This window comes from Bosea sp. 685, from assembly GCF_031884435.1.
Lineage (GTDB): Bacteria > Pseudomonadota > Alphaproteobacteria > Rhizobiales > Beijerinckiaceae > Allobosea.
This window is the reverse complement of record NZ_CP134779.1, coordinates 1,158,478-1,182,003: the sequence shown is the minus strand read 5'-3', so window position 1 is coordinate 1,182,003 and position 23,526 is coordinate 1,158,478. Positions and strand designations below refer to the sequence as shown.

At 65.7% G+C, this 23,526-nt stretch carries 21 protein-coding genes; 10 read left to right on the top strand and 11 right to left on the bottom strand.

All coding sequences use genetic code 11. The features are described from left to right. Position 1: 1 nt before the first annotated feature. The 5 genes from RMR04_RS06675 to RMR04_RS06655 are packed head-to-tail and all read right to left on the bottom strand — an operon-like array spanning position 2 to position 6,268. Complete coding sequence (locus RMR04_RS06675; RefSeq protein WP_311913682.1) at positions 2-1,636, bottom strand: dipeptide ABC transporter ATP-binding protein; 1,635 nt, start codon at positions 1,634-1,636, stop codon at positions 2-4. Between the two features lie 8 nt (positions 1,637-1,644). Continuing rightward, complete coding sequence (locus RMR04_RS06670) at positions 1,645-2,469, bottom strand: ABC transporter permease (RefSeq protein ID WP_311913681.1); 825 nt, start codon at positions 2,467-2,469, stop codon at positions 1,645-1,647. After that, positions 2,462-3,409 (bottom strand): ABC transporter permease, encoded by a 948-nt coding sequence (locus RMR04_RS06665; RefSeq protein WP_311913680.1) that lies wholly within the window; start codon positions 3,407-3,409, stop codon positions 2,462-2,464. The genes RMR04_RS06670 and RMR04_RS06665 overlap by 8 nt, the downstream gene beginning before the upstream one ends. Before the next feature lie 13 nt (positions 3,410-3,422). Next, positions 3,423-4,982: an ABC transporter substrate-binding protein gene (locus RMR04_RS06660; RefSeq protein ID WP_311913679.1), complete on the bottom strand. Its 1,560-nt coding sequence runs from the start codon at positions 4,980-4,982 to the stop codon at positions 3,423-3,425. Between the two features lie 11 nt (positions 4,983-4,993). Next, complete coding sequence (locus RMR04_RS06655) at positions 4,994-6,268, bottom strand: M20 family metallopeptidase (protein WP_311913678.1); 1,275 nt, start codon at positions 6,266-6,268, stop codon at positions 4,994-4,996. Between the two features lie 187 nt (positions 6,269-6,455). On the opposite strand from RMR04_RS06655, the gene RMR04_RS06650 reads away from it, so the two are divergent. After that, a complete protein-coding gene (locus RMR04_RS06650; RefSeq protein WP_311913677.1) occupies positions 6,456-7,271 on the top strand; it encodes a GntR family transcriptional regulator in 816 nt (271 codons plus the stop codon). Between the two features lie 181 nt (positions 7,272-7,452). Here the strand turns inward: RMR04_RS06650 and RMR04_RS06645 are convergent, their stop codons facing one another. Further along, on the bottom strand, positions 7,453-9,090 hold the full coding sequence (locus RMR04_RS06645; protein WP_311915751.1) for an alpha-D-glucose phosphate-specific phosphoglucomutase: 1,638 nt from the start codon (positions 9,088-9,090) through the stop codon (positions 7,453-7,455). 106 nt (positions 9,091-9,196) lie between these two features. Between RMR04_RS06645 and RMR04_RS06640 the strand changes: the two genes are divergently transcribed. Then, positions 9,197-9,739 carry a hypothetical protein gene (locus tag RMR04_RS06640; RefSeq protein ID WP_311913676.1) on the top strand — a complete coding sequence of 181 codons (543 nt, stop codon included), beginning with the start codon at positions 9,197-9,199 and terminating at the stop codon, positions 9,737-9,739. A 404-nt stretch (positions 9,740-10,143) separates the two neighbouring features. On the opposite strand, the gene RMR04_RS06635 is transcribed toward RMR04_RS06640, so the two are convergent. Further along, complete coding sequence (locus tag RMR04_RS06635) at positions 10,144-11,775, bottom strand: long-chain-fatty-acid--CoA ligase (RefSeq protein ID WP_311913675.1); 1,632 nt, start codon at positions 11,773-11,775, stop codon at positions 10,144-10,146. A 200-nt stretch (positions 11,776-11,975) separates the two neighbouring features. On the opposite strand from RMR04_RS06635, the gene RMR04_RS06630 reads away from it, so the two are divergent. The 4 genes from RMR04_RS06630 (at position 11,976) to RMR04_RS06615 (ending at position 16,692) form a co-directional block, all read left to right on the top strand. Next, positions 11,976-12,377, top strand: coding sequence for a MarR family winged helix-turn-helix transcriptional regulator (locus tag RMR04_RS06630; protein WP_311915750.1), 402 nt, complete (start codon positions 11,976-11,978; stop codon positions 12,375-12,377). A 30-nt stretch (positions 12,378-12,407) separates the two neighbouring features. Then, entirely contained in the window at positions 12,408-13,880 is a 1,473-nt protein-coding gene (locus tag RMR04_RS06625; RefSeq protein ID WP_311913673.1) for an amidase family protein, read from the top strand. A gap of 117 nt (positions 13,881-13,997) precedes the next feature. Continuing rightward, a complete protein-coding gene (locus RMR04_RS06620) occupies positions 13,998-15,377 on the top strand; it encodes an aspartate aminotransferase family protein (protein WP_311913672.1) in 1,380 nt (459 codons plus the stop codon). A gap of 520 nt (positions 15,378-15,897) precedes the next feature. Next, on the top strand, positions 15,898-16,692 hold the full coding sequence (locus RMR04_RS06615) for a metallophosphoesterase (RefSeq protein WP_311913671.1): 795 nt from the start codon (positions 15,898-15,900) through the stop codon (positions 16,690-16,692). A 271-nt stretch (positions 16,693-16,963) separates the two neighbouring features. Here the strand turns inward: RMR04_RS06615 and RMR04_RS06610 are convergent, their stop codons facing one another. Further along, on the bottom strand, positions 16,964-17,560 hold the full coding sequence (locus tag RMR04_RS06610; RefSeq protein ID WP_311913670.1) for a L,D-transpeptidase: 597 nt from the start codon (positions 17,558-17,560) through the stop codon (positions 16,964-16,966). A 229-nt stretch (positions 17,561-17,789) separates the two neighbouring features. On the opposite strand from RMR04_RS06610, the gene RMR04_RS06605 reads away from it, so the two are divergent. The 4 genes from RMR04_RS06605 (at position 17,790) to RMR04_RS06590 (ending at position 20,371) form a co-directional block, all read left to right on the top strand. Further along, a complete protein-coding gene (locus RMR04_RS06605) occupies positions 17,790-18,719 on the top strand; it encodes a histone deacetylase family protein (RefSeq protein WP_311913669.1) in 930 nt (309 codons plus the stop codon). 116 nt (positions 18,720-18,835) lie between these two features. After that, a complete protein-coding gene (locus RMR04_RS06600) occupies positions 18,836-19,753 on the top strand; it encodes a LysR family transcriptional regulator (protein WP_311913667.1) in 918 nt (305 codons plus the stop codon). 118 nt (positions 19,754-19,871) lie between these two features. Next, positions 19,872-20,192: an antibiotic biosynthesis monooxygenase family protein gene (locus RMR04_RS06595; RefSeq protein ID WP_311913665.1), complete on the top strand. Its 321-nt coding sequence runs from the start codon at positions 19,872-19,874 to the stop codon at positions 20,190-20,192. Further along, the gene (locus tag RMR04_RS06590; protein ID WP_311913664.1) at positions 20,192-20,371 is read left to right on the top strand and encodes a hypothetical protein; all 180 of its coding nucleotides are present in this window, start codon (positions 20,192-20,194) and stop codon (positions 20,369-20,371) included. The genes RMR04_RS06595 and RMR04_RS06590 overlap by 1 nt, the downstream gene beginning before the upstream one ends. Before the next feature lie 9 nt (positions 20,372-20,380). Here the strand turns inward: RMR04_RS06590 and ribB are convergent, their stop codons facing one another. The 3 genes from ribB to RMR04_RS06575 all read right to left on the bottom strand — a co-directional run bounded on the left by ribB (position 20,381) and on the right by RMR04_RS06575 (position 23,426). Beyond that, the gene (gene ribB, locus RMR04_RS06585; protein WP_311913663.1) at positions 20,381-21,658 is read right to left on the bottom strand and encodes a 3,4-dihydroxy-2-butanone-4-phosphate synthase; all 1,278 of its coding nucleotides are present in this window, start codon (positions 21,656-21,658) and stop codon (positions 20,381-20,383) included. Positions 21,659-21,839: 181 nt separating this feature from the next. Then, entirely contained in the window at positions 21,840-22,958 is a 1,119-nt protein-coding gene (aroC, locus tag RMR04_RS06580; protein WP_311913662.1) for a chorismate synthase, read from the bottom strand. A gap of 78 nt (positions 22,959-23,036) precedes the next feature. Beyond that, positions 23,037-23,426 (bottom strand): hypothetical protein, encoded by a 390-nt coding sequence (locus RMR04_RS06575; protein WP_311913660.1) that lies wholly within the window; start codon positions 23,424-23,426, stop codon positions 23,037-23,039. Positions 23,427-23,526 lie beyond the last annotated feature (100 nt).

Genomic DNA, 23,526 nt, shown 5'->3' with positions numbered 1-23,526 from the left:
GTCAAATCCTTGGAAGCTCAGATGCGGGAGCGGCTGGGGCCGGAACGGCCTCGATCAGCGAGCGGGTATAGGCATGGACCTGCCCGCCCGAGAGCTCGGCAACATCGACGAGATCGACGAGGTCGCCGCGATACATCACCGCGATGCGATGCGCGATCTGGCGCACCAGGTTGAGGTCATGGGTGATGAAGAGATAGGCGGTGCCGAAGCGCTTCTGCAGATCGACTAGAAGCTCCACCACCGAGGCCTGCACGGACACGTCGAGCGCCGAGGTGATCTCGTCGCAGATCACCAGCTTCGGCCGCGAGGCGAAGGCGCGCGCAATCGCCACGCGCTGCTTCTCGCCGCCGGACAGCTGGTGGGGATAGCGCTCGGCGTAAGCCGCCGGCAGACGCACCTGTTCGAGCAACTCACTGACCGCATTCGCATCCTTGCGCTGCGCGTCCGTGCCGTAGAGCGCGAGCGGCCGCGACAGGATCTCGCGGATGCGCTGGCGCGGATTGAGCGAGGAATCGGGGTGCTGGAAGATGATCTGGACATCGCGACGATAAGCACGGTCCATATCCTTCAATCCGCTGATCGGGCGGCCGGCGAAACGGATCTCGCCCTCGAACGGGTTCAGCCCCGTCAGCGCCCTGGCGAGCGTCGATTTGCCCGAGCCGGATTCGCCGACGATGCCGAGGATCTCGCCCTCACGCACGGAGAGGCTGATGTCGCGATTGCCGGTGAACTGGGTGTTCTCGCGGCCGAGCAGCTTCGCAAGGAAGGGCTTGCGGCCATAGCGAACGCTGACCTTGTCGACCTCGACCAGCGCCTTCGCCTCGGAGCCCGGCCCGGCGCCGACAAGGCGATGATCCGGGCGCGGCACGGCCGCGAGCAGCTTTTGGGTATAGGCGTCCTGCGGCGAGGCAAAAACCTCCTCCACCTCGCCCTGCTCGACGATGCGGCCGCGATGGATCACCGCGACACGATTGGCGACGCGCGAGACCAGAGCCAGATCATGCGAGATGTAGAGCGAGGCGACGCCGGTCTGCGCCTGCAGCTCGCCGAAGAGATCAAGGATCTGGCGGGCGGTGATGACGTCGAGCGCCGTCGTCGGCTCGTCGAAAATGATGCATTCGGGCTGGCAGGCGAAGGCGCTGGCGATGACCACGCGCTGCTTCTCGCCGCCCGAGGCCTCATGCGGATAGCGCCGCATCATTTCGGCTGGAACCTTCAGGCCGACGCGGGCGAGCATCGCCTCGCCTTCGGCCCAGGCCTGCTTGCGCGTCAGGCCGCGATGATGTTCCAGCACCTCGGCCAATTGCTCGCCCAGCGGCAAGGTCGGATTGAGCGAGGTGCTCGGATCCTGGAAGACCATGCCGATGCGCCGGCCGCGGATGGCCTCGATCTCGGCCTCGCTGGTCGTGGTCAGGTCCTTGTCGATCAGCCGGATACGGCCGGCCTCCCGTGCGCTCTCCGGCAGATGGCGCATGATCGCCCAGGCGAGCGAGGTCTTGCCGGAACCGGATTCGCCGACGAGGCCGAGCACCTCGCCCTTGGCAACGCTGAGCGTGACCGCATCGAGCGCGCGGGTGAAGCCGGCGGGCGTGGCGTAGTCGAGGCAGTAGCCGGCGATGTCGAGGATCGGCGTCATGGTCGGCCTCATGTGCGCGGGTTGAGCGCGTCGCGCAGGCCGTCGCCCAGCAGGTTGAAGCCGATCGCCACAAAAGCCACCGCCAGGCTCGGCCAGAGGATCATCCACGGGCTCAGATGCATGAAGCGCCTGGCCTCGGCGACCATCAGCCCCCATTCCGAGGCCGGCGGCTGTGCGCCCAGCCCAAGGAAGCTCAGCGTCGCAAACAGCATCACGGCGAAGGCGACGCGGATCGTCATCTCGACGATGATCGGCGCCACGACATTGGGCAGCATCTCGCGCCAGACGATGAAGCGCGCGCTCTCGCCGCGCGCGATGGCGGCATTGACATAATCCTGCTTGCGCACGGCAAGCGCGACCGAGCGCGTCACCCGCGCCATGCCGGGCGTGAATGCGATGGCGATGGCCAGCAGCGCGTTCACGCTGCTCTTGCCGAGCAGATTGACGATCAGCAGCGCCAGCAACAGGCTCGGGATCGCCATCACCGCGTCGACGGTGCGCATGATCGCCTCGTCGCTGCGGCCGCCGAGAAAGGCCGAGATCGTGCCGATCACGGCGCCCGCCAGCGTGCCGAGCGCGGTCGCGAACACCGCCATCACCACGGTGGCGCGCGCGCCATGCAGCAGGCGGCTCAGGATGTCGCGGCCATATTGGTCGGTACCGAGCCAGAACAGCGCGCTCGGTGGTTTGTAGCGCTGCAGGGGCGCGAGGCTTTCGGGGTCGTAAGGCGCGATCCATGGGCCCAGGATGACCACGAGCAGGATCAGCCCGACCAGGACGAGCCCGAGCGCTCCCTGCGGCGAGCGCAGCACGCGGCGCAACAGCTCAATCATACTGGATTCTCCGGTCGAGCCGGGCATAGGCGATGTCGGCGAGGAAACTGGCGATGGCGTAGGTCGCGGCCATGATCAGCGCGCCGGCCTGGATCGAGGGCAGGTCGCGACTCTGGATCGCGACGATGAGCTGGCGGCCGATGCCGGGCAGCGCAAAAATCTCCTCGACCACGATGACGCCGCCGAGGAGGTAGCCGACATCGAGCGCCACGATCGTGATCGTCGGCAGCAGCGCATTGCGCAGCGCATGCTTGTAGAGAACCGTGCGCTTCGGCAGTCCCTTGAGGCGGGCGGCGCGGACATAATCGGTGTGCAGCACATCGACCAGTTCCGAGCGTACCATGCGCGAGACATGCGCGATCAGGATGACCGAAATGGTCAGGACCGGCAGGACGAGATGCCTGAGACCCTGCAGCGGGTTCTCGGTCAGCGGCACATAGCCCGTCGCCGGCAGCCATTGCAGCCAATCGGCCAACACCAGCACGACCAGCGTGGCGGTGACGAATTCCGGCAGCGAGACCCCGATATAGGAGACCACGCTGACCAGAAGATCAGCGATGCGGCCACGCCTGACAGCCGCGATGATGCCCAGCGGCAAGGCCAGCACCAGCATCAGCACGATCGAAAACAAGGCGAGCAGCAGCGAGCGGCCGAGCGCCTCGATCATCACCGGTCCGACCGGCTGGCCGGTGCGCATCGAGACGCCGAAATCGCCGCGCAGCACGCCGGCCAGCCAATGGCCGTATTGCGCCCAGATCGACGCATCAAGGCCCATCTTGGCGCGCAGCGCGCTGAGCGCTTCAGTCGTCGCGTTCTCGCCCAGCATCATGACGGCAGCATCAGCCGGCAGGATCTGGGTGATCGCGAAGACGATGAGCGAGACGACGAGCAGCGTGTAGCCGACCAGCACGATACGCTTGAGGATATAGGCCGGCGACACGCGCGCTGACCCCTCAGGCGCGCTTGGGCGCATTGGCGCCCAGCGAGACATGATCGAGCCGGAACACCGCGCCGCGCGGATGCAACTCATAGCCCTGCACCCAGTCGCGCCGGGCGGCGAGCAGATCGAAGAAGGTCGGAATGATCGAGGGCACCTCGGCGTTCATCAGTGCCTGCGCCTGCCCATAGAGCTCGCGGCGCTTGGCCTCGTCGACAGTCGCACGCGCCTCGTTCACCACCTTGTCGAAGGCGGCGTTGTTCCAGCGCGTCTCGTTCCAGGCGGCGTTGGAGGTGTAGAGCAGCGCGAAGATCGCGTCGGCCGTCGGCTGCATGTTGTAGAAGCCGACATAGAACGAGCCCTTCTTCCAGACCTGATCGAGATAGGTCGCATGCGGCATCGTCTCGACATTGATGCGGAAGCCGGCGGGCTTGGCCATCTCGCGCAGCGCGACCGCCATCTGGGTGCGCAGCGAGGGACGGTCGGAGGCGATCAGCGTCGCCTCGATGCCATTGGGATAGCCGGCCTCAGTCAGCAGCGCCTTGGCCTTGACGATGTCGGGCTTCTTCAGCGCCTGCTCGGAATAGAAACGATAGGCGGCGTTGAGCGGGGTGTCGTTGCCCGGCGTGCCGTAACCCTCGGTGACGAAATCGACCATCGCGGTGCGGTCCACTGTCAGGGCCAGCGCCTGGCGCACGCGCACATCATTGAAGGGCTTGGTGTCGCAGCCGAAATTGACGTTGCAGAACTGGCCCGAAGGCACGCGCAGCCCCTTGACGCCGGCGGCCTTCTCCAGACGGCCATATTCGGTCGGCTGGGCGGTCGAGATCAGGTCGGTGTCGCCGGCGATCAAAGCCGAGCTTTCGGCGCTGATGTCGGGATAGACCACGACATCGACACGATCGAGATAGGGCCGCGCCTTGTCGTAATAGGCATCGTTGCGGGCAACCACGATGAGCCGCTCCGGCTCGAAGGAGACCAGCTTGAACGGGCCGGTGCCGACAGCTTCGCGATCAAGCCGGCCAAGCCCGGCCTTGATCACCGCGGCGGGCACGATCTTGGCGTTGGTATAGGCCAGCGCCACCGGCAGATCGGCATAAGGCGCCGAGAGCGTGAAGACGACGGTGGCGTCGTCCTTGGCCGCGACCTTGCTGATCGGGCCGACATTCTGGCGCGCCGGCGAGGCGGTCTTGGCGTCGAGGATCGCCTCGAAGGTTGCAACCACGTCAGCGGCCGTGAAGGCACTGCCGTCATGGAAGGTCACGCCCTTGCGCAGGACAAAGGTCCATTCGAGCAGGTCGGCGGAATTGCTCCAGGATTCGGCCAGGTCCGGCTCGACGCTCATATCGACCTTGAGACGGGTCAGCGCGGAATAGAGCAGTTCCGAGACCAGGTATTCCGGGTTCACCCGGGTCACGAGCGGGTTCAGCTTGGCCACGGCCTGGTCGACGCTGACGCGTAGCGTACCGCCCCGGCGGGGAGGCTGGGCCTGCGCCGCGGCATCGAAGCCGGTCATGGCAAAACCGCTGAGCGCAGCGGAGGCGGCGAGGAAATGGCGACGATTGACGCTCGGCATGGGGCGCTCCTTCAGCTTTGGGACGAGGTGTTTTCGGGGATCAGTTCGGGCGCGAAATCGGCAGCGAGATAGGCAAGGACGCTGCGCGCCAGGGCGACGATATCGGTTGTCGTGGTGTGCTCGCCCGGCGCATGGATGTTGCGGCTCGGGCGACCAAGCCCGCCGAGCAGCACCTCCTGCATGCCAGTAGTGCGCTGGACCCAGCCGAAATCGGAGCAGCTCGCAGCGCCCCATTTGCGGAACTCTTCAGGCGCGTAGCCAAAGCCCTGCCCCATCGCACGCTGCCAGCGTGGCCAATGCGGCCCGGCCGGATCGGAGGTCGGGGCGAGATGACCGACCAGGGCGGTTTCGACCGACAGGCCCGGTGTCTGCGCGACCGCCTCACGGACCACAGCCTCGATCTCCGCCAACGCCTCCTCGAAACGCTCCTCGGGCGCATAGCGGCGGTTGAGCGTCAGTTCGAGCAGCGCCGGCACCTGTCCGCCGGCCGTGCCGCCATTGATCGTCGCGATGCTGAGCTGCGCCGCCAGCGCCGGCTTGCCCGGCGGTGGTGGCAGGGCCGAGATGCGCGTCGCCACGCGCGCCTTCAGCACCGACAGCGCGTTGAGCAATGGCAGTGCGCCCTCGATCGCGTTCATGCCGGAGCCGGAGCGATTGCCCTCGCCGGCATGCACTGCCTGGCCGCGCACCCGGACCAGCAGGTTGAAAAGACCAAAGCAGCCGGCCCAGATGCGGGCCTCCGCGCTGCCATTGAAATTCAGGACATGGCCTTCGAGGCGGCCCTGTTCGGCGAGATAGCGGATACCCGGATAGAGCCCGCCCTCCTCGTCCGTGCAGAGCAGCAGCATCGGATCATAGGCGAGGGTGACATTGCAGGCCTCCGCCGCGCGCAGCGCCAGCAGCACTGCGGCGATGCAGCCCTTCATGTCGGCAGCGCCAAGCCCGATCAGCGTGCCGCCCTCGCGCGCCATGCGCAGCGGATCGCCCTGCCAGCCGGGCGCGGCCGGCACGGTGTCGACATGGAAGTACAGACCGCAGACCGGCTTGCCGCTGCGCCGCGTCGCGATGAGGTTGGTCCGGGGGCCGAATGCCGGGCCACCCGGCACCTGCCAGAGCCCGTCCGGCACCACGACGCGCTCATGCGCGAAGCCGAGCGGCGCGACCAGCCCCTCCATCAGATCGGCGAAGGCGTCATAGCCCCGCCCCGGCGGAAAGGAGGTATCGACTGCGATCATCGCGCCGAGATCGTTGGCAGCGCTTTCAACCGCATCAGCGATCCACGCCATGGCCGGCGCCAAGGCGGAAACATCCTGTATCCAAGCGGAAGCGGAGGTCATCGCGATCAGCGCGCCGAGACGGCGCTTGTCGCGCGCAGCCGCGATCTGCGATGGAGACGCCGTGCGGGCCGAACTGGCATCGCCATTTGCAAGAACCTCGCTTTCATATAAACTATATAGAAATAGGAACGAGCGCATGCCTGCTGTCAATGCCAAAAAAACGACGGTCGCTGCCTCAGAACCCGCCACGCAACGGGCACACGCCCAGCCTACGCTTCCCAACCTGGCCAATAGCGATGCGGCCCCGCTTTACGAGAAGGTGAAGCGCCATATGTCGGAGGCCATCCTGGTCGGCGAATGGCAGCCGGGCATGGTGCTTCCCAACGAAACGGCGCTTGCCCAAGGTTTCGGCATTGCGGTCGGCACGGTGCGCCGGGCGATGAGCGATCTCGTCGCGGAAGGCCTGCTCTCGCGCCGGCGCAAGACCGGCACGGTGGTGACCGGCCGCAGCCCGCATCACAGCCTGCGCTTCTTCTTCCAGTATTTCCGGCTGCATCGCGCCGATGGCAACCTGACGCGCTCAACCAGCCAGATGCTCAGCGTGGAGCATGCGCAAGCGACGCCCGAGCAGGCCGCGCTGCTGCAAATCAAGCCGGATGCCGAGGTGGTGAAGCTGCATCGCATCCGTCATGCCGATGGCAAGCCGGTGATGCATGACCGTTTGGTCCTCGCGGCGGAGCGCGTGCCCGGCCTGCCGCGCGATCCCGCCGCCCTGCCCCAGCTCCTCTACCTACATCTGCTGGAGCGCTACGGCGTCCGCATCTCGGCCGTGCGCGAGCAGATCGCGGCCGATCTCGCCAATGACGAGGACACCGCCCTGCTCGATCTCACCGGGCGCGAGGCCGTGCTGACGATCGAGGAAGTGGCCTATGACCAGGCCGGCGTGCCGACCATCCTGGGCCAGCACCGCGCGACCACCCGCGCCCATATCTACGTCAACGAGGTGCGTTAGCGTCGAACGGAAACACGCCGTCATCCTGGGCGGCCGAAGGTCGACCCAGGATCCAGCGTAGAGTGCAGCGGCCTCCGATGGATCCCGGCACTCCGCGGAGTTTATCCTTGGGCCGATCGAAGATCGGACCCGAGGGCTCCGGCCAGGATGACGGCGTGGTTCGCGCGGGGTTCATCCAGCGCTAGGCGACGACCGTCGGCTCCGTCCGGCCCGTACGCTCCGCCAGTTCCGTGATCGCCGCGGCAGCCTTCGCGAGGGGCTCCAGCACAACCGCGGGATCGAGCCCGTGCCGCGCCGGATCCGGCTCGAAGCGTTCCAGATAGATCCTGAGCGTCGCGCCCTTGGTGCCGGTCCCCGAGAGCCGGAAGACGATGCGGGCGTCATTGTCGAACAGGATGCGGAGGCCCTGGCGCTCGGTCACGGAGCCATCGACCGGGTCGCGATAGCTGAACTCGTCGGCTGTGGCGACGGTCATGCCGGCAAAGCTCTGGCCCGGCAAAGTCGCGAGTCTGCCCCTGAGCGCGGCAACGAGATCGTTGGCGATCTTGCTGTCGATCTCCTCATAATCATGGCGCTGGTAGTAGTCGCGGCCATAGCGGCGCCAATGATCGGCAACGATCTCGGTCACGGATTCCTTGCGTACCGCCACGATGGAGAGCCAGAGCAAGACGGCCCAGACGCCATCCTTCTCGCGGATATGATCTGAGCCCGTCCCCGCGCTTTCCTCGCCGCAAAGCGAGATCATTCCCGCATCGAGCAGCGAGCCGAAGAACTTCCAGCCTGTCGGCGTCTCGTAGAGCGGCAGGTTAAGCCCCTTCGCAACGCGGTCGAGCGCGCGGCTCGTCGGCATCGAGCGGGCGACGCCCTTAAGGCCGGCGGCATAGCCCGGCGCGAGATGGGCGTTGGCAGCCAGGATCGCGACGCTGTCGCTTGGCGCCACGACCTGGCCGCCGGGTCCCACGATCAGATTGCGGTCGCCGTCGCCATCGGAGGCCGCGCCGAAATCGAGTTTCTCCGCCCCGGCCATCGCCGCGATCAGCTCGGCCGCATAGACCGGGTTCGGGTCAGGGTGCAGCCCGCCGAAATCGGGCAGCGGCACCGCGTTCATGACGCTGCCCCCAGGCGCGCCCAGGCGCTCCTCGAAGATGCGCCGGCCATAGGGGCCGGTCACCGCGTTCATGGCGTCGAACCGCATCCGGAAGCCCGAGCGCAACAGGGCGCCCAGCCTGTCGAAATCGAACAGGATCTGCATCAAAGCGACATAGTCGGTAACCGGATCGATCACCTCCACGACCTGGCCCGAACCGAGCGTAGTCGTCCCGATCGTTCCCAGCGCGAGTTCGAGACCATCCGCAATCTGGTATGTCGTGATCTCCCGCGTGCGGGCGAAGATCGCCGTGGTCACCACGGGCGCTGCCGGCCCGCCATTATCGGCATTGAACTTGATACCGAAATCGCCATCCGGCCCGCCGGGATTATGGCTCGCCGACAGCACGATGCCGCCTTGCGCGCCGCGCTTGCGAATGAGCGCCGAGACCGCGGGCGTGGACAAAAGCCCGCCCTCACCCACGACGATGCGCGCAACGCCATTGGCGAGTGCCATGGCGACGATGACGCGGACGGCCTCGGCATTATGGAAGCGGCCGTCGCCGCCCAGAATCAGCGTGCCGCCGCGCAATTCCGGGACGGCGTCGAAGATCGATTGAACGAAGTTCTCAAGATAATGCGGCTGCTGGAAAACCGGGACCGCCTTGCGCAGGCCGGACGTGCCGGGCTCCTGATCGGGAAAGGGGCTCGTCTCAATGCGGAGAACCCGCAACGCGTTCGACATGCTGACTCCGGATAGGCGGGAAGACTATGGGCAAGAACGACCTGGGCAGGAACGATCTGGGCAGAAACCATCTGGGCTGACTAGCACGAAGCTCATGCTGCTGGCAGCCCAGGCTCGTCGAACGCTAGGGGCGGAACAAGGCGAAAATCTGCGAGCCGCCGCCACAACCCAGGCATCAGCAGCAGGGTTTCTCTGCCCATCACAAGCCGACGATGGCTCTCTGCCAGGCCCAAACCAAGAATCCGCCGCCCAGCGCCTAAATTTCCGGGCGTCGGCGGCAGGCCTCGCAAAGCAGATGCCGGCCCCGGTTGTTTCCTGCCGAAGCGGAATCCAGCGCTATGATTACCAAGAGTTTAATGTTACGATTGAGACGCGGTATATTGGAAGCGTTCTCATGATCTGGCTCGCGCTGATCTATGGAGCTGGCGGTGCGTGGTTCGGCCTGAACTCGATCGTGGAGTTGCCGATGCGCCGCGTCACTTGGAGTGATGCGATCGCGATCGCATTCGTCAGCGCGGGATGGCCGCTCATCCTCGCTACGCTTGGCGTATTTGCGCTTTTCCACGGACTGCTCAAGCAAGTTCGCGCCATGTCTCGCAGCATCAGCGTCAGTGACCAGCACAACCGCCAATACTAACCTTGACGTAGAACGTCCACAGCGCAGGCACAGGTCGCATCTCGCGGCCCACAATGCTTTCCATTGGCAGATGTGGCTTTCCATTCGCAGATGCGTAGAGGCGTTCGATCCTATCGCAGAAAGCCAGCGAAGCAGGAATCGGCATATCCGCGTCACAATCGCGAAGCGAGAAGAGTTCTGAACATCCCGCCCAACGCAAGGCGACCGCGCCTGATCTGACAGAGACTCGGACCTTGGGGGTCGTCGCCGCGATCACATGTCGCTGACCGCTCGCTCCGGGCCCCTCTTGCGCAAATGCTGCCAATCTCCGGCGTCAGCCCGCCAGCGATGAGGAGGCCGGCCCTCCGGCCTCTTGCGCTGGAAATCGGCCGAATCCACTGCGAGCCGGGGCGCAGCCCTCCCCGTTACGCCCCCGGCAGACGATAATCCTTGAACTGCTCGCGCAGCGCCGTCTTCTGGATCTTGCCCGTTGCGGTGTGGGGGATCGCCTCGACCAGCACGACATCGTCGGGCAGCCACCATTTCGCGATCTTGCCGGTCATGAAGGCGAGCATCTCGTCCTTGCCCGGCGTCCGGCCGGGCTTGGGCACGATCACCAGGAGCGGCCGCTCGTCCCATTTCGGGTGGGCGACGCCGATGACCGCAGCTTCGAGCACATCGGGATGACCGACCGCGAGGTTTTCGAGATCGATCGAGGAGATCCACTCGCCGCCTGACTTGATCACGTCCTTGGAGCGGTCGGTGATCTGCATGTAGCCTGCGGCGTCGATGGTGCCGACATCGCCCGTGTCGAAAAAGCCCTGCTCGTCGAGGATCGGCTCGTCCTCGCGGCGGAAATAGGCGCCAGCCACGGCGGGCCCGCGCACCTTGAGCCGGCCGAAGGTCGCGCCGTCCCAGGGCAGGTCCTTACCCGCATCGTCGGTGATGCGGAACTCGACGGTGAAGGGCGGATGGCCCTGCTTGACCTTGAGGTCGTAGAGCGCCTCGCCTTCGAGATGCTGATAGATCGGCTTGACCGAGCAGAACGAGCCGATCGGGCTCATCTCGGTCATGCCCCAGGCATGCGAAACGGTGACGCCGTATTTGCGCTCGAAGGCCTCCGTCATCGCACGCGGACAGGCCGAACCGCCGATGACGACGCGCTTCAGCGTGGAGAGGCCCGCACCTGTCGCCTCCAGATGCTGGAGCAGGCCGAGCCAGACCGTCGGCACCGCCGCCGTGCAGGTCACGCCTTCCGTTTCCAGCAGCTCCAGCAGCGAAGCCCCGTCGAGCTTGGCTCCCGGCATGACGAGCTTGGCTCCGGTCATCGGCGCGGAATAGGCCAACGACCAGCTATTGGCGTGGAACAGTGGCACCACGGGCAGCACCGTGTCGCGCGAGGACAGGCCGAGATAGTCTGGCGTCGCGCAGGCGAGCGCATGCAGCACGTTGGAGCGATGCGAATAGAGCACGCCCTTGGGGCCGCCCGTGGTGCCCGAGGTGTAGCAGAGCCCGGCTGCCGTGTTCTCGTCGAGCTTCGCCCAGGCGAAATCGTCATCGGCCTCGGCCAGCCAATCCTCATAGGCGACCGCCCCCTTGAGCGAGGTCTCCGGCATATGGGCGGCATCGGTCAGGATGACGAAGCGTTCGACGCTCGGAATCTTCACCTGCAACTGTTCGACCAGGGCCACGAAGGTCAGGTCGAGGAACAGCATCCTGTCACCGGCATGGTCGATGATCCCTGCGATCTGCTCCGGGAACAGGCGCGGATTGACCGTATGCGTGATCGCCCCCATGCCGCTGATGCCGTACCAGAGCTCGAGATGGCGGTCCGTGTTCCAGGCTAGCGTCGCCACCCTGTCGCCCAGTGCCATGCCCTCGCGGCCGAGCCGCTTGGCGACCTGCAAGGCGCGCTGGCGCAATTGCGCATAGGTCGTGCGCCGCAAACGTCCATCCTCCACCGCCCGGCTGACGACCTCGCGTGTGCCGTGCTGGATCGCGGCATGGTCGATGATCCGGTGCAGCAGCAGCGGCCAGTCCTGCATCAAGCCGAGCATCGGTGCCTCCCCTGAAATCGTGTTTGTTATTGCGGGCAGAATAGGCGCAAGCCGCGCGGATATGAAAGCGGGGCTCGCGCCCGGGAGCGAGATGGTTTAGGTCGTATCAATTCAGCCCGGAGAGCCAGAAGCCTGTGTCCGCCTCCAACTTCGCCCCGAGCCTTGAGCCTGCCGAGCCCGATCGCGTCTGGTTCCGTTTCATGCGGCTGCACCAGCGCATGCTCATCCAGATGACGGCCCGTATCCGGGCGCTCGGGCTCTCGATCCCGCAATTCGATCTGCTCTCGACGCTGACCGAGCGCGAGGGTATCAGCCAGAGCGAACTCGCCGAGCGGCTCTACGTCACCAAGGGCAATGTCTCGGGTCTCGCCGATCGCCTCGTCCAGGCAGGCCTCGTCGAACGCCGGGCGATCGCGGGCGACCGGCGCTCCTATGCGATGCACCTGACCCCGGAAGGCCGCAGACTGGCCGAGGCCGGCATTGCCGCGCAGCGCGATTTCGTCGCCAACACGCTGGGCAAGCTGCCAGGCGACGACCTCACCGAGCTCGACCGCCTGGTCAAGGCCTGGCGCGACCTGGCCCGCGCCGTCGACGCCAGCTGACGCGCAAGCGCGGATGAAGAAGGCTGCGAGATGAGCGCGACGATCGATCTCACAGCCTCCGCAGTAAGCCTGAGAGAAGCGCTTCTCGCGCGCCGTTTCACCGCCAGCGACCTGCTCGAAGCCAGCCTCGCCCGCATCGACGCGCTCAATCCCGGCCTCAACGCCATCATCACGCAGGATCGCGACCTTGCCCGCGCCGCGGCGCGCGAATCCGACAGGCGCATCGCCTCCGGCGCAGCCCGCCCCTTGGAAGGGCTGCCCATCACGATCAAGGACGCCTTCGATGTCGCCGGCCTGCCCTCCTCCGGCGGCTTGCCGGCCTATCGCGAGCGCATCCCGGCGGAGGATGCGACCGCCGTCGCAAGGCTGCGCGCTGCCGGTGTCGTCATCATCGGCAAGAGCAATGTCCCGGTCTTCTCCGGCGATTTCCAGAGCTACAATCCGGCCCATGGCGTGACCAACAATCCCTGGAACGCGGCCTGTTCGCCCGGCGGCTCGTCAGGTGGTGCAGCAACGGCAGTCGCGACCGGCATGTGCGCCTTCGAGCTCGGCTCGGACCTCGGCGGCTCGATCCGCTGGCCGGCCCATGCCTGCGGGGTCTTCGGTCTCAAGACGAGCTGGGGGCTGGTCTCGACCTGGGGCGCTATTCCGCCGCCGCCCGAGCGGCGCACGCTGCGCAATCCCGACCTCCTTGTCGCCGGGCCTATCACCCGGACGGCCGGGGATCTCGATATGATCCTGCCGGTGCTGGCTGGCCCGCGCGACGCGACCACGCCCGGCCCCGTGCTGACACCGCCCCGGCGCGAGACGGCGCAGGGCCTGCGGGTGGCGCTCTGGGCCGAGGACCCCTTCGCCCCGGTCGATCGCGAAGTCTCCGACGCAGTGCGCGAGGCGGCGCGGCAATTGCAGGCTGCGGGCGCGACCGTCGACGAGACCGCCCGGCCCTCGCTGCGCTTCGCCGAGGCCTTCGAGGTCTATGCCCTACTCAACCACGCCGTCGTCGCCTATGGCCTGCCGCCGAAGATACGCGCCCGCATCCAGGCGCAGGCCTCAGGCTTCAGCCCCAACGATCTCTCGCATCAATCCCTGCAGGCGCGCGGCGCGCGGATGACGCCGGGCCTCTATCAGCAACTCTCCCAGCGCAGGCTGGCGCTGAAGCGGCGCTGGGCCAGCTTCTTCGCACGTCACGATGTGCTGCTCTGCCCGCCCGCACCCGTGGCCGCGATCCCGCACGACCACGCGCCCGACATCCATGCCAGGCGATTGAGCGTGAACGGCGAACCCCGCCCCTATCTCGATTTCCTGCTCTGGGCCTCGCTCGCCACAGGGGCGGACCTGCCTGCCTTGAGCGTGCCGGTGCAGCTCTCGAAGGCGGGATTGCCGCTCGGCGTGCAGGTCATCGCGGCGGCCGGCGAGGACCGCATGGCGATCGCCGTCGGCGCCATGCTGGAGCGCTCCGGCGCCGGCTATCGCGCCCCGCCCGGAACCCGCTCAATATCCTGACGCGGCGATGCCGCCCCGCGCCAGAGTCTGCGCAGGCTTGCGTGAAAATCGCTCAGCTTTTGCGCCACACCCGGTCTATGCTCGCATAAGCAATCCATAAAGATCGGGAACCGCACGATGCTGTCCAACCTCGCCGTCCGCGATATCGAGACCCTCGTCCATCCCTATACGAACCTCGCGACGCATCGCGAGGTCGGCCCGCTCGTGCTCGAGAGCGGCAAGGGCGTCTATGTCTACGACACCGCCGGCAAGGAATATATCGAGGGCATGGCGGGGCTGTGGTGCACCTCGCTCGGCTACTCCAATCAGGAGCTGATCGAGACCGCCACCGAGCAGATGAAGAAGCTGCCCTTCACCCATATCTTCGGCGGCCGCAGCCATGACCCGGCGATCGAGCTGGCCGAGAAGCTGAAGGAAATCGCTCCGGTTCCGATCTCGAAAATCTTCTATGGCGCGTCCGGCTCGGACGCCAACGACACCCAGGTGAAGATCGTCTGGTACATGAACAATGCGCTCGGCCGGCCGCAGAAGAAGAAGATCATCTCGCGGCTGAAGGGCTATCACGGCGTCACCGTCGCCTCGGCCTCGCTGACCGGCCTGCCCAACAATCATATCGATTTCGACCTGCCGCTGCCGGGCATCCTGCACACCTCCTGCCCGCATCACTACCGCTTCGCCGAACCCGGCGAGAGCGAGCAGGATTTTTCGTCGCGGCTTGCAGCCGAGCTCGAGGAGATGATCCTGCGCGAGGGGCCCGACACGGTCGCCGCCTTTATCGCCGAGCCAGTGATGGGCGCCGGCGGCGCGATCCTGCCGCCGGAAGGCTATTTCGAGAAGGTCAACGCGATCCTGGCGAAATACGACATCCTCTTCATCGCGGACGAGGTCATCACCGGCTTTGGCCGTACCGGCAACATGTTCGGCACCACGACCTATGGCATGAAGGCCGACACGATCTCGCTCGCCAAGCAGATCACCTCGGCCTATTTCCCGCTCAGCGCGGTGATGCTGAGCGAGCAGGTCTATGACGTGCTCGTCGACCAGAGCCGCAAGATCGGCGTCTTCGGCCATGGCAACACCTATGCCGGCCATCCTGTCGGCTGCGCGATCGCAGTCAAGACGCTGGAGATCTACCAGCGCGAGAAGATCGTCGACCATGTCCGCAAGGTCTCCCCGACCTTCGTCACGCGGCTGGAGAAGCTCGGCGAGCATCCGCTGGTCGGTGAAGCGCGTGGTGTCGGCCTGATCGGCGGTGTCGAGCTGGTCAAGGACAAGCAGACCAAGGCCCCGTTCGAGGCCAAGAAGGGCGTCGGCGCCAAATCGGTGGTCTTCGCGCAGGAAGAAGGCCTGATCACCCGCGCCATGGGTGACCGCGTCGCCTTCTGCCCGCCGTTGATCATCACCGAGGCCGAAATCGAGGAGATGTTCAACCGCTATGAGCGCGCCCTGAACAAGACCCTCAACTGGGCCAAGGCCGAGGGCCTGCTCGCCGCCTGAGCCACGCCCGTCGTTCATGATTGTGGCGGCTGGTTACGGCCGCATACAATTCGACACGGAGACATCACGATCCCGCCGCGCCAGCGGCGGGATCGCTTGTCAGTATGATGTCGACCGGTGGCCAGGAACCATCGGCCTGCTACAATCGACCAGCCTTGCTACAATCGACGACGTCCACGGCCATGATTTCACCCAATATCTCGTGCAACGACACAAGCGAGCGCGGGCTTCCACATTACATCCGCCAGGGAAGTCGATGCTTTTCGTCTCCGTCCGATCGCCTTTCCTGCAGTCGCCGATGGAACGAGATGCACATCAGCCGCGTTGGATGACGACGCGAAGGATCAACCATCCCGGCTTGCCGGTGTCCTTCGCGATGGCTTCGACGACTGATCTTCGAAAACTCTTCGAGACCCTCAATGATTGACCGGCGCAGAGTTCTCCAAGCTCTCGCCGGTCTTTTTTCGCCGGCCTCGGCACGACCGGCTATGCCGCAGCCTGGGAGCCCGAGCAGCTGCGCGTGACGCGCTATGGCCTGACGCCGCGCGGCTGGCCCTCTGGGCGGCGCTTGCGCCTGGCCGTGATCTCGGATCTGCACATCGGCGGGTTGCACGTCCCGCTCTCGCGCGTCACCGACATCGTGGCGCGGACCAATGCACTCAAGCCGGACCTGACGCTCCTGCTCGGCGATTTCGTCGCGAGCCGCGCGCGCCGCGCCTCGGACCCGCCCATGCAGGCCTGGGCGGGGGAGCTCGCACGGCTTCAGGCCAAGGACGGCGTCTACGCCGTGCTGGGCAACCATGACTGGTGGCACGACACGCCGGCACAAACCGCCCGCTCCGGCCCGACCGAGGTGGGCGCGGCGCTGGCGGGAAACGGCATCGCCGTTCTGGAAAACCGTGCAATGAAGCTCGACACGGCGGCGGGCCCGCTCTGGCTCGCTGGCCTTGGCGACCAGATCGCCTTCCTGCCGCGCGTCCAGGGCCTGCCTCATGGCGTCGACGACCTCAGCGGGACACTGGCGCAGATCGATGACGACGGCACGCCGGTGATCATGATGGCGCATGAGCCCGACGCCTTCGTGCGCATGCCGGAGCGCATCGCGCTGACCTTGTCGGGCCACACCCATGGCGGCCAGGTCAGACTGTTCGGCTGGGCGCCGCTCGTGCCTTCGCGCTATGGCCAGCGTTACGCCTACGGCCATATCCGCGAGAGTGACGGGCGCGACCTGATCGTTTCGGGGGGAATCGGCACCAGTATCCTGCCGGTCAGGCTCGGCATGCCGCCGGAGATCGTCCTGGTGGAGCTGGGCTAGCGCGTTTTCGAGCGAAGTGGATACCGGTTCGCGTGAAGAAAATGCGTTAAAACAATGAGCTAGAGCAAGTGCTCTAGCTCGGAGCTGTGGCGCTTAGGTTTGCTGTTCGTGCTGGGAACCGCGCCGTCATCCTGGGAGACCGAAGGTCGTCCCGGGATCCATCGGAGGGCTTAGCGCTCTACGACGGTTCCCGGAGCTGCGCCGCTTACGCGGCTTGTCCAGGATGACGCGGTGGTTCCAAGTCAAGACGGCGCCAGGCGCCGCCGCGCCTTCAGCGAACGATCACCTTCGTGCCGGTCGGCACGCGGTTGAACAGGTCAACCACATCGATATTGCGCATGCGGATGCAGCCCGACGAAGCCGAATGGCCGATCGTCTCGGGCTCGTTGGTGCCGTGGATGCGGTAAAGCGTGTCGCGCCCGTTCTGGTAGAGATACAGTGCGCGCGCGCCCAGCGGGTTTTCCGGGCCGCCTTCCATGCCGCCGGCGAAAGGCTTCAGATGCGGCCAGCGCACCAGCATCTCGGATGGCGGCGTCCAGCGCGGCCACTCGGCCTTGCGCTGGATCACCGCTTCGCCGGTCCAGCCGAAGGCCTCGTCGCCGGTGGCGACCGCATAGCGGATCGCCTTCTTGTTCGGCTCGACATAGTAGAGATACTTCTCGGTCGTATCGATCAGGATCGTGCCCGGCGCGAGCCCGGTCGGATCGGTGATCTCATAAGGAAGCTGCGTGACGTAGTGCTCGAACTTCGGCACCAGCGCGATATATTCGGCGTCGCGTGCGGACAGGGCCGGCGCATTCACACTCTTGTATTGGCAAGCTCCCAGAAGGGTCGCCAGCGCCAGAGATACGATCACGGTCTGTTTCATGCATTCCATCCAAGCGGCCCTACGGCGACTTTTATGATGAATCGAAGGTTAACGTTCTGTGACGCCAACGCGAATTACGGCACGGAGAAATCGAGCGAACCACTAGGCTCGTAACATAGATGGCGCAATCTGGTTCCCGCTGTGGCGACCGATTCGCGCGCTTCCACGCTGACCGTTGCAAAGCGGCCACGCTGACCTTTCGTAATCCGCAATGCGAGGCGCCTTTTCCGTGACGACCCTCCTGATCACGCATCCGGCCAGCCTCCAGCATGAGACGCCGCCCGGCCATCCCGAGCGCATCGAGCGCATTCGCGCCATCGAGCAGGCGCTGGAGGATGAGCGCTTCGCGGGCCTGATTCGCGCGACCGCGCCGCTGGGCTTGCTGGAGCAGGTCACGCTTTGCCACCCGCCCGCCTTCGCGAAAGCCGTGATTGCGGCCAGCCCCGAAACCGGCCTCGTCCAGATCGACGCGGACACGCTGATGTCGCCGGGAACGGTCGAGGCCGCGCTACGCGGCGTCGGCGCCGCGACCTTCGCGGTGGACGAGGTCATGCGCGGCGCCGTCGCCAACGCCTTCTGCGCCACGCGCCCGCCCGGCCACCATGCCGAGAGCGAAAAGGCGATGGGCTTCTGCTTCTTCAACAGCGCCGCCATAGCCGCCCGCCACGCCCAGAAGGCCCATGGCGTCGAGCGCGTCGCCATCGTCGATTGGGACGTGCATCACGGCAACGGCACGCAGGAGATCTTCTGGGATGATCCGAGCGTCCTCTATGCTTCAAGCCATGAGATACCGCTCTATCCCGGCACCGGCGCAGCCTCCGAGCGCGGCCAGCACGGCACCATCGTCAACGCCCCCTTGCGTGCAGGCGACGCCTCCGAGGAGTTCCGCGAGGCCTTCGAAGCAGCGCTGCTGCCGCGGATCGAAGCCTTCGCGCCCGACCTCATCATCATCTCAGCCGGCTTCGACGCGCATTGGCGCGACCCGCTCGCCAACATCAACCTCAAGGAAGGCGATTTCACCTGGGCGACGCAGAAGCTGATGGAGATCGCCGACCGCCGCGCCAAGGGGCGCGTCGTCTCCGTCCTGGAAGGCGGCTACGATCTCGAAGCCCTGTCGCGCTCGGCCGCCGCCCATGTCATGGCGCTGATGCGGGGGTAGCTGGGCCCACATCGCCAGAGGCACCGCGATCGAAGACTGCAAGATTGTGACTTTGCTCTGCAATCTGGCTTTTCCCAGTTTCTCGCATAAACATTGTTCGTTTATGCTCCGATCGCATGAACATAGCGGACATTCGAGCCTTTGTGGCGGCTGCTGAAACCGGCTCGGTCAACCGGGCGGCGATACGGCTCAACCTGACCCAGCCGGCAACGACCCGGCGCATTCAGAACTTCGAGGCTGCAATCGGGGATGATCCTCTGTTCGATCGTTCGGTGAAGCCGGCCGCATTAACGGCGCTCGGCAACCATGTCCTCGAGCATTGCAGGCGCGTTCTCACGGCCGTTGCGGAGTTGGAAGCCTGCGCAACGCGCGCGGCCGACCCGGCCGGCGAGTTAAGAATCGGCATCGCCCATGGGCTGGGCGAGATGGTCTTGACGACACCACTCGATGCTCTGCGCCGAACCTTTCCGCGCATTCGGCTGCAAGTTGGCTCGAACTGGAGCACTGCGCTCATTGAAGACATACGCAATGGCGCGCTTGATTGCGCGGTGGGTTTGCTGACGGATGCGCACGCTGTCCCCGCCGGCTTGCTCCGGATTTCGCTCGGAGCCGAGCAGGTCGTCATCGTGTCGGCGTCCAGATCTGCGAGCCGGCGGGACGGCAGCCCATGGCGGCTGCGCGATCTGGCAGGAGAAAGCTGGTTCTTGAATCCTCCGGGCTGTGGATGCCGTGCCGCGTTGGTCCGGTCCTTCGATCGGCAACAGCTGCCCATCCAGGTCGGGGCGGAAATCTTTGGGGAAGACCTTCAGTTGTCGCTGCTCTCCCATAGCGGCGGCTTGGGCCTCGTCCCGCGCCGGCAGTTCGAGCAGAGCCCGCACCGGCACGGTCTGAACATCCTCGATGTGCTGGATTTCGTCATGCCGGCAACGGTGACGTTGATCCGCAATGCAATACCGGGGCGCTTCGATCCGGCGATCGAATTGCTGACCAGCGCGTTGAAAACCAAGCTTGATCCTGGATCAAATCGAACATAATCATAATTATATATATGCATTTGATTTATATTATGGTGAGGCGCACGTTCCCCTGACATTGCGGGGCGTTGGCCGAACGAGCCGCGATCCCGCTCCGCTTGCAGAGGGGCTCGCCGCCATGATCGTCACCATCTTCCGCTCTCGCCTCAATCCAGGAGTTCAAGAGGATTACGGCCCCATGGCCAAGCGCATGAGCGAGCTCGCCCGAGGCATTTCGGGGTACGTTTCTCATAAGGGCTTTGTCGCCGAGGACGGCGAAAGGGTGACGATCGTCGAGTTCGAAACCGAGGCGGCGCTCAAGGCGTGGCGCGTTGAGCCAGAGCACGCCAAGGCCAAGAAGCGCGGGATCGAAAGCTTCTTCAGCGACTACAGCTTCCAGATCTGCAGTGTCATCCGGGGCCGAGCCTGGTCGTCGACCAAAACCGTCGAGGCGAAATGATGGGCCGTCCTATCGTCACTCCGGAGCTGATTGCACACCATCTCCGCCTTGCCCGCGAGCTGCGCAACGCCGCGATCCGCAAAGCGATGCTGCATCTCGCCGCGGCGTTCTCGAAGCCGCTGGACCTGTCGCAGCACTCCCGAACTCGCGAACTCCGGCCGCTCGCGAAGCCGCAATGACGGCCGCGCTCACTCCAACGGCTGCGTGTCCGCGATCTCGATCCCGAAGCCGCTCAGCCCCACGAAGGAGCGCGGTGAGGAGGCAAGGTTGACGATCGAACCGACGCCGATGTCGCGCAGGATCTGTGCGCCCAACCCAACCTCGCGCCATTGCTGCGTGCGCTGCGCGTCGGAGCCATCCTCGACGCTCTTGATCGGCACGCCGGCCGAGCCGTCGCGCAGATAAATCAGCACGCCACGGCCATCCTGCGCGAAGCGCTTCAGCGCACACTGGATCGAGGGCGCACCGCCGAGCACATCGGCGACGACATTGGCTCTATGCAACAGCGCCGGCACCTTCTCGCCATCGCCGATCTTACCCATCACGAAGGCGAAATGCTGCGTGTCCTCGAAGGGCGTGATGTAGACATGCCCGGTCATCTCGCCGAAGGCGGTCTTCACCGGGAACGAGTGCACCCGCTCGACCAGCTTCTCGCGCGACTGGCGATAGGCGATCAGATCCGCGACCGTGATCTGCTGCAAACCGTGCTTCTGGGCGAAGGCCGTGATCTGCGGCCCCTTCATCACCGTGCCGTCGTCATTGGCGAGCTCGCAGATCACACCGACCGGCGGCAGGCTGGCGAGCTTGCAGAGATCGACGGCGGCTTCGGTATGGCCCGAGCGCATCAGCACGCCGCCATCCTTGGCGATCAGCGGAAAGACGTGGCCCGGCCGCACGAAGTCCGCCGCGCCCATATTGCCGTTGGCGAGCGCGCGCACCGTATTGCAGCGCTGCTCGGCCGAGATGCCGGTGGTCAGCCCATGCTTGACGTCGACCGTGACCGTGAAGGCGGTGCCAAGCGGGGCGTCGTTCGACGACACCATCGGGTCGAGCCGCAGGCGGCGCGCCTCGCCCGATGTCAGCGGCGCGCAGACGATGCCGCAGGTGTTGCGGATGATGAAGGCCATCTTCTCCGGCGTGCAGAGCGAGGCGGCAATGATGAGATCGCCCTCGTTCTCACGATCATCATCATCCGTGACGATGACGATGTCGCCGCGCGCGAAAGCCTCGATGGCCTGGGTGACATTGCTGGACATGGCAGCCTCCCGCGGCCCGACAAGGCCGAGAAAATCGTTGGGGGTGACGGAACCGCCCGTGGCGGCGGCGATACGCTCGGCGCTTTCGCGCGAGATCCAAGCGCTCAGATCGTTACAGAGCGCGGTGACGCTCGCAGGCGACAGCCCGACCTGCCGCGCAAAGGCGCTGCGGCCGATCTTGTTCTGCTGGAGCCAGGCGTCGAGTTTCATGAGCGCAAGCTAATGCGCGGCGGCTTCAGTTGCAATGAAGCGGCAGAAAAATTTCAGTATTGCTGAAATGCATAATCCCATCGTCATGCTCGGGCTGGACCCGAGCATCTCTTGTCGGAACAGGCACCCTCCCCTGCCAGAGATTCTCGGGTCCGCTGCGCGGCCCGAGAATCACGGGCCGCTAGGGCTGAAACGGCCACCTTGGCTCCACGACACCCACCTGCGCGCGGTGGCGCAGATACTGGTCCGCCAGCACGCAGGCGACCATCGCCTCGCCAACCGGCACAGCCCGGATGCCGACACAGGGGTCGTGGCGGCCCTTGGTAAACATCTCGGCCTCGCCGCCGGTGCGCGTCACGGTCGCCCGCGTCGCCAGGATCGAGGAGGTCGGCTTCACCGCGAAGCGCGCCACGATCGGCTGCCCGGTCGAGATGCCGCCGAGGACGCCGCCGGCATGGTTCGACAGGAACAGCGGGCGGCCGTCATTGCCGGCGCGCATCTCGTCGGCATTCTCCTCCCCCGACAGCTCGGCCGCACCGAAACCATCGCCGATCTCGACGCCCTTGACCGCGTTGATGCTCATCAAGGCGGCGGCGATCTCCGCATCGAGCTTGCCATAGATCGGCGCGCCCAACCCCGCCGGCACGCCCTCGGCGACGATCTCCAGCACCGCGCCGATCGAGGAGCCGGATTTCCTGATACCGTCGAGATAGCTCTCGAACAGCTGGGCCGCCTTGGCATCGGGGCAGAAGAACGGATTGTTCCCGACCTCGTTCCAGTCCCAGTTGCCGCGGTCGATCTTGTGCGGCCCCATCTGCACCAGCGCGCCGCGCACGACCATGCCGGGCACGACCTTGCGCGCGATCGCGCCGGCCGCGACCCGCATCGCCGTCTCGCGCGCCGAAGAGCGCCCGCCGCCGCGGTAGTCGCGAATGCCGTATTTCACATCATAGGTGAAATCGGCATGGCCAGGCCGGTACTTGTCCTTGATCTCCGAATAGTCCTTCGAGCGCTGGTCGACATTGTCGATCATCAGCCCGATCGAGGTCCCGGTCGTGACCTGGACGGCATCGCTCTCGCGCGCGAAGACGCCCGAGATGATCCGCACCTGGTCCGGCTCCTGGCGCTGGGTGGTGAAGCGTGACTGGCCGGGCCGGCGGCGATCGAGCTCGACCTGGATATCGGCCTCGGTCAGCGGCAGCAGCGGCGGGCAGCCATCGACGACGCAGCCGATCGCCGGCCCATGGCTCTCGCCGAAGGTCGTGACACGGAAAAGATGGCCGAAGGTGTTGTGTGACATGGGCAGCCTGACGCGGAGCAACGTGGCGGACTTAGTAAAGCCGCCGCCGAACGTCAAACATAGCCCCGGGACGTCGGATCACCGAACCTGAATCGTCACCGTATCCGTCTGGTTGCCACGGCCACCGGCATCATTGGTGATGTAGTCATAGGTCACCGAGAGGCTGTCCTGACCGACGAAGCCGCGGCGCGGCGTGTAGCTGACCACCGTGCGGTCGATCACCTTCCCGGCGCAGGGGTGAGACGGAGCGGTGATGACGCCCTTGATCTGCCCGATGGCGGCGGTGCCATTGCTCGGCGGCTGGTCCAGCTTCGCGCGCGGCGGCTCCCAGCTCGTGCAGGCATGAAGCTGGAACATGGCGAGCTGACTGACGATCGCGCTCCCACCGGCCGGAACCGTGACGGTATGGGCGTTGCAGCCCGCCAGCAGCACAGCGCTCGCCGCTGCCAGGACAACCGATTTTCCCATGAACCCGATCTCGCCCGCAGCGCCTGACCTTACGCTACGCGGGCGCAGACACACTAGCAACGGAGCGGCGGCACCTGTCCCATTGTCGCGCAAAGATGAC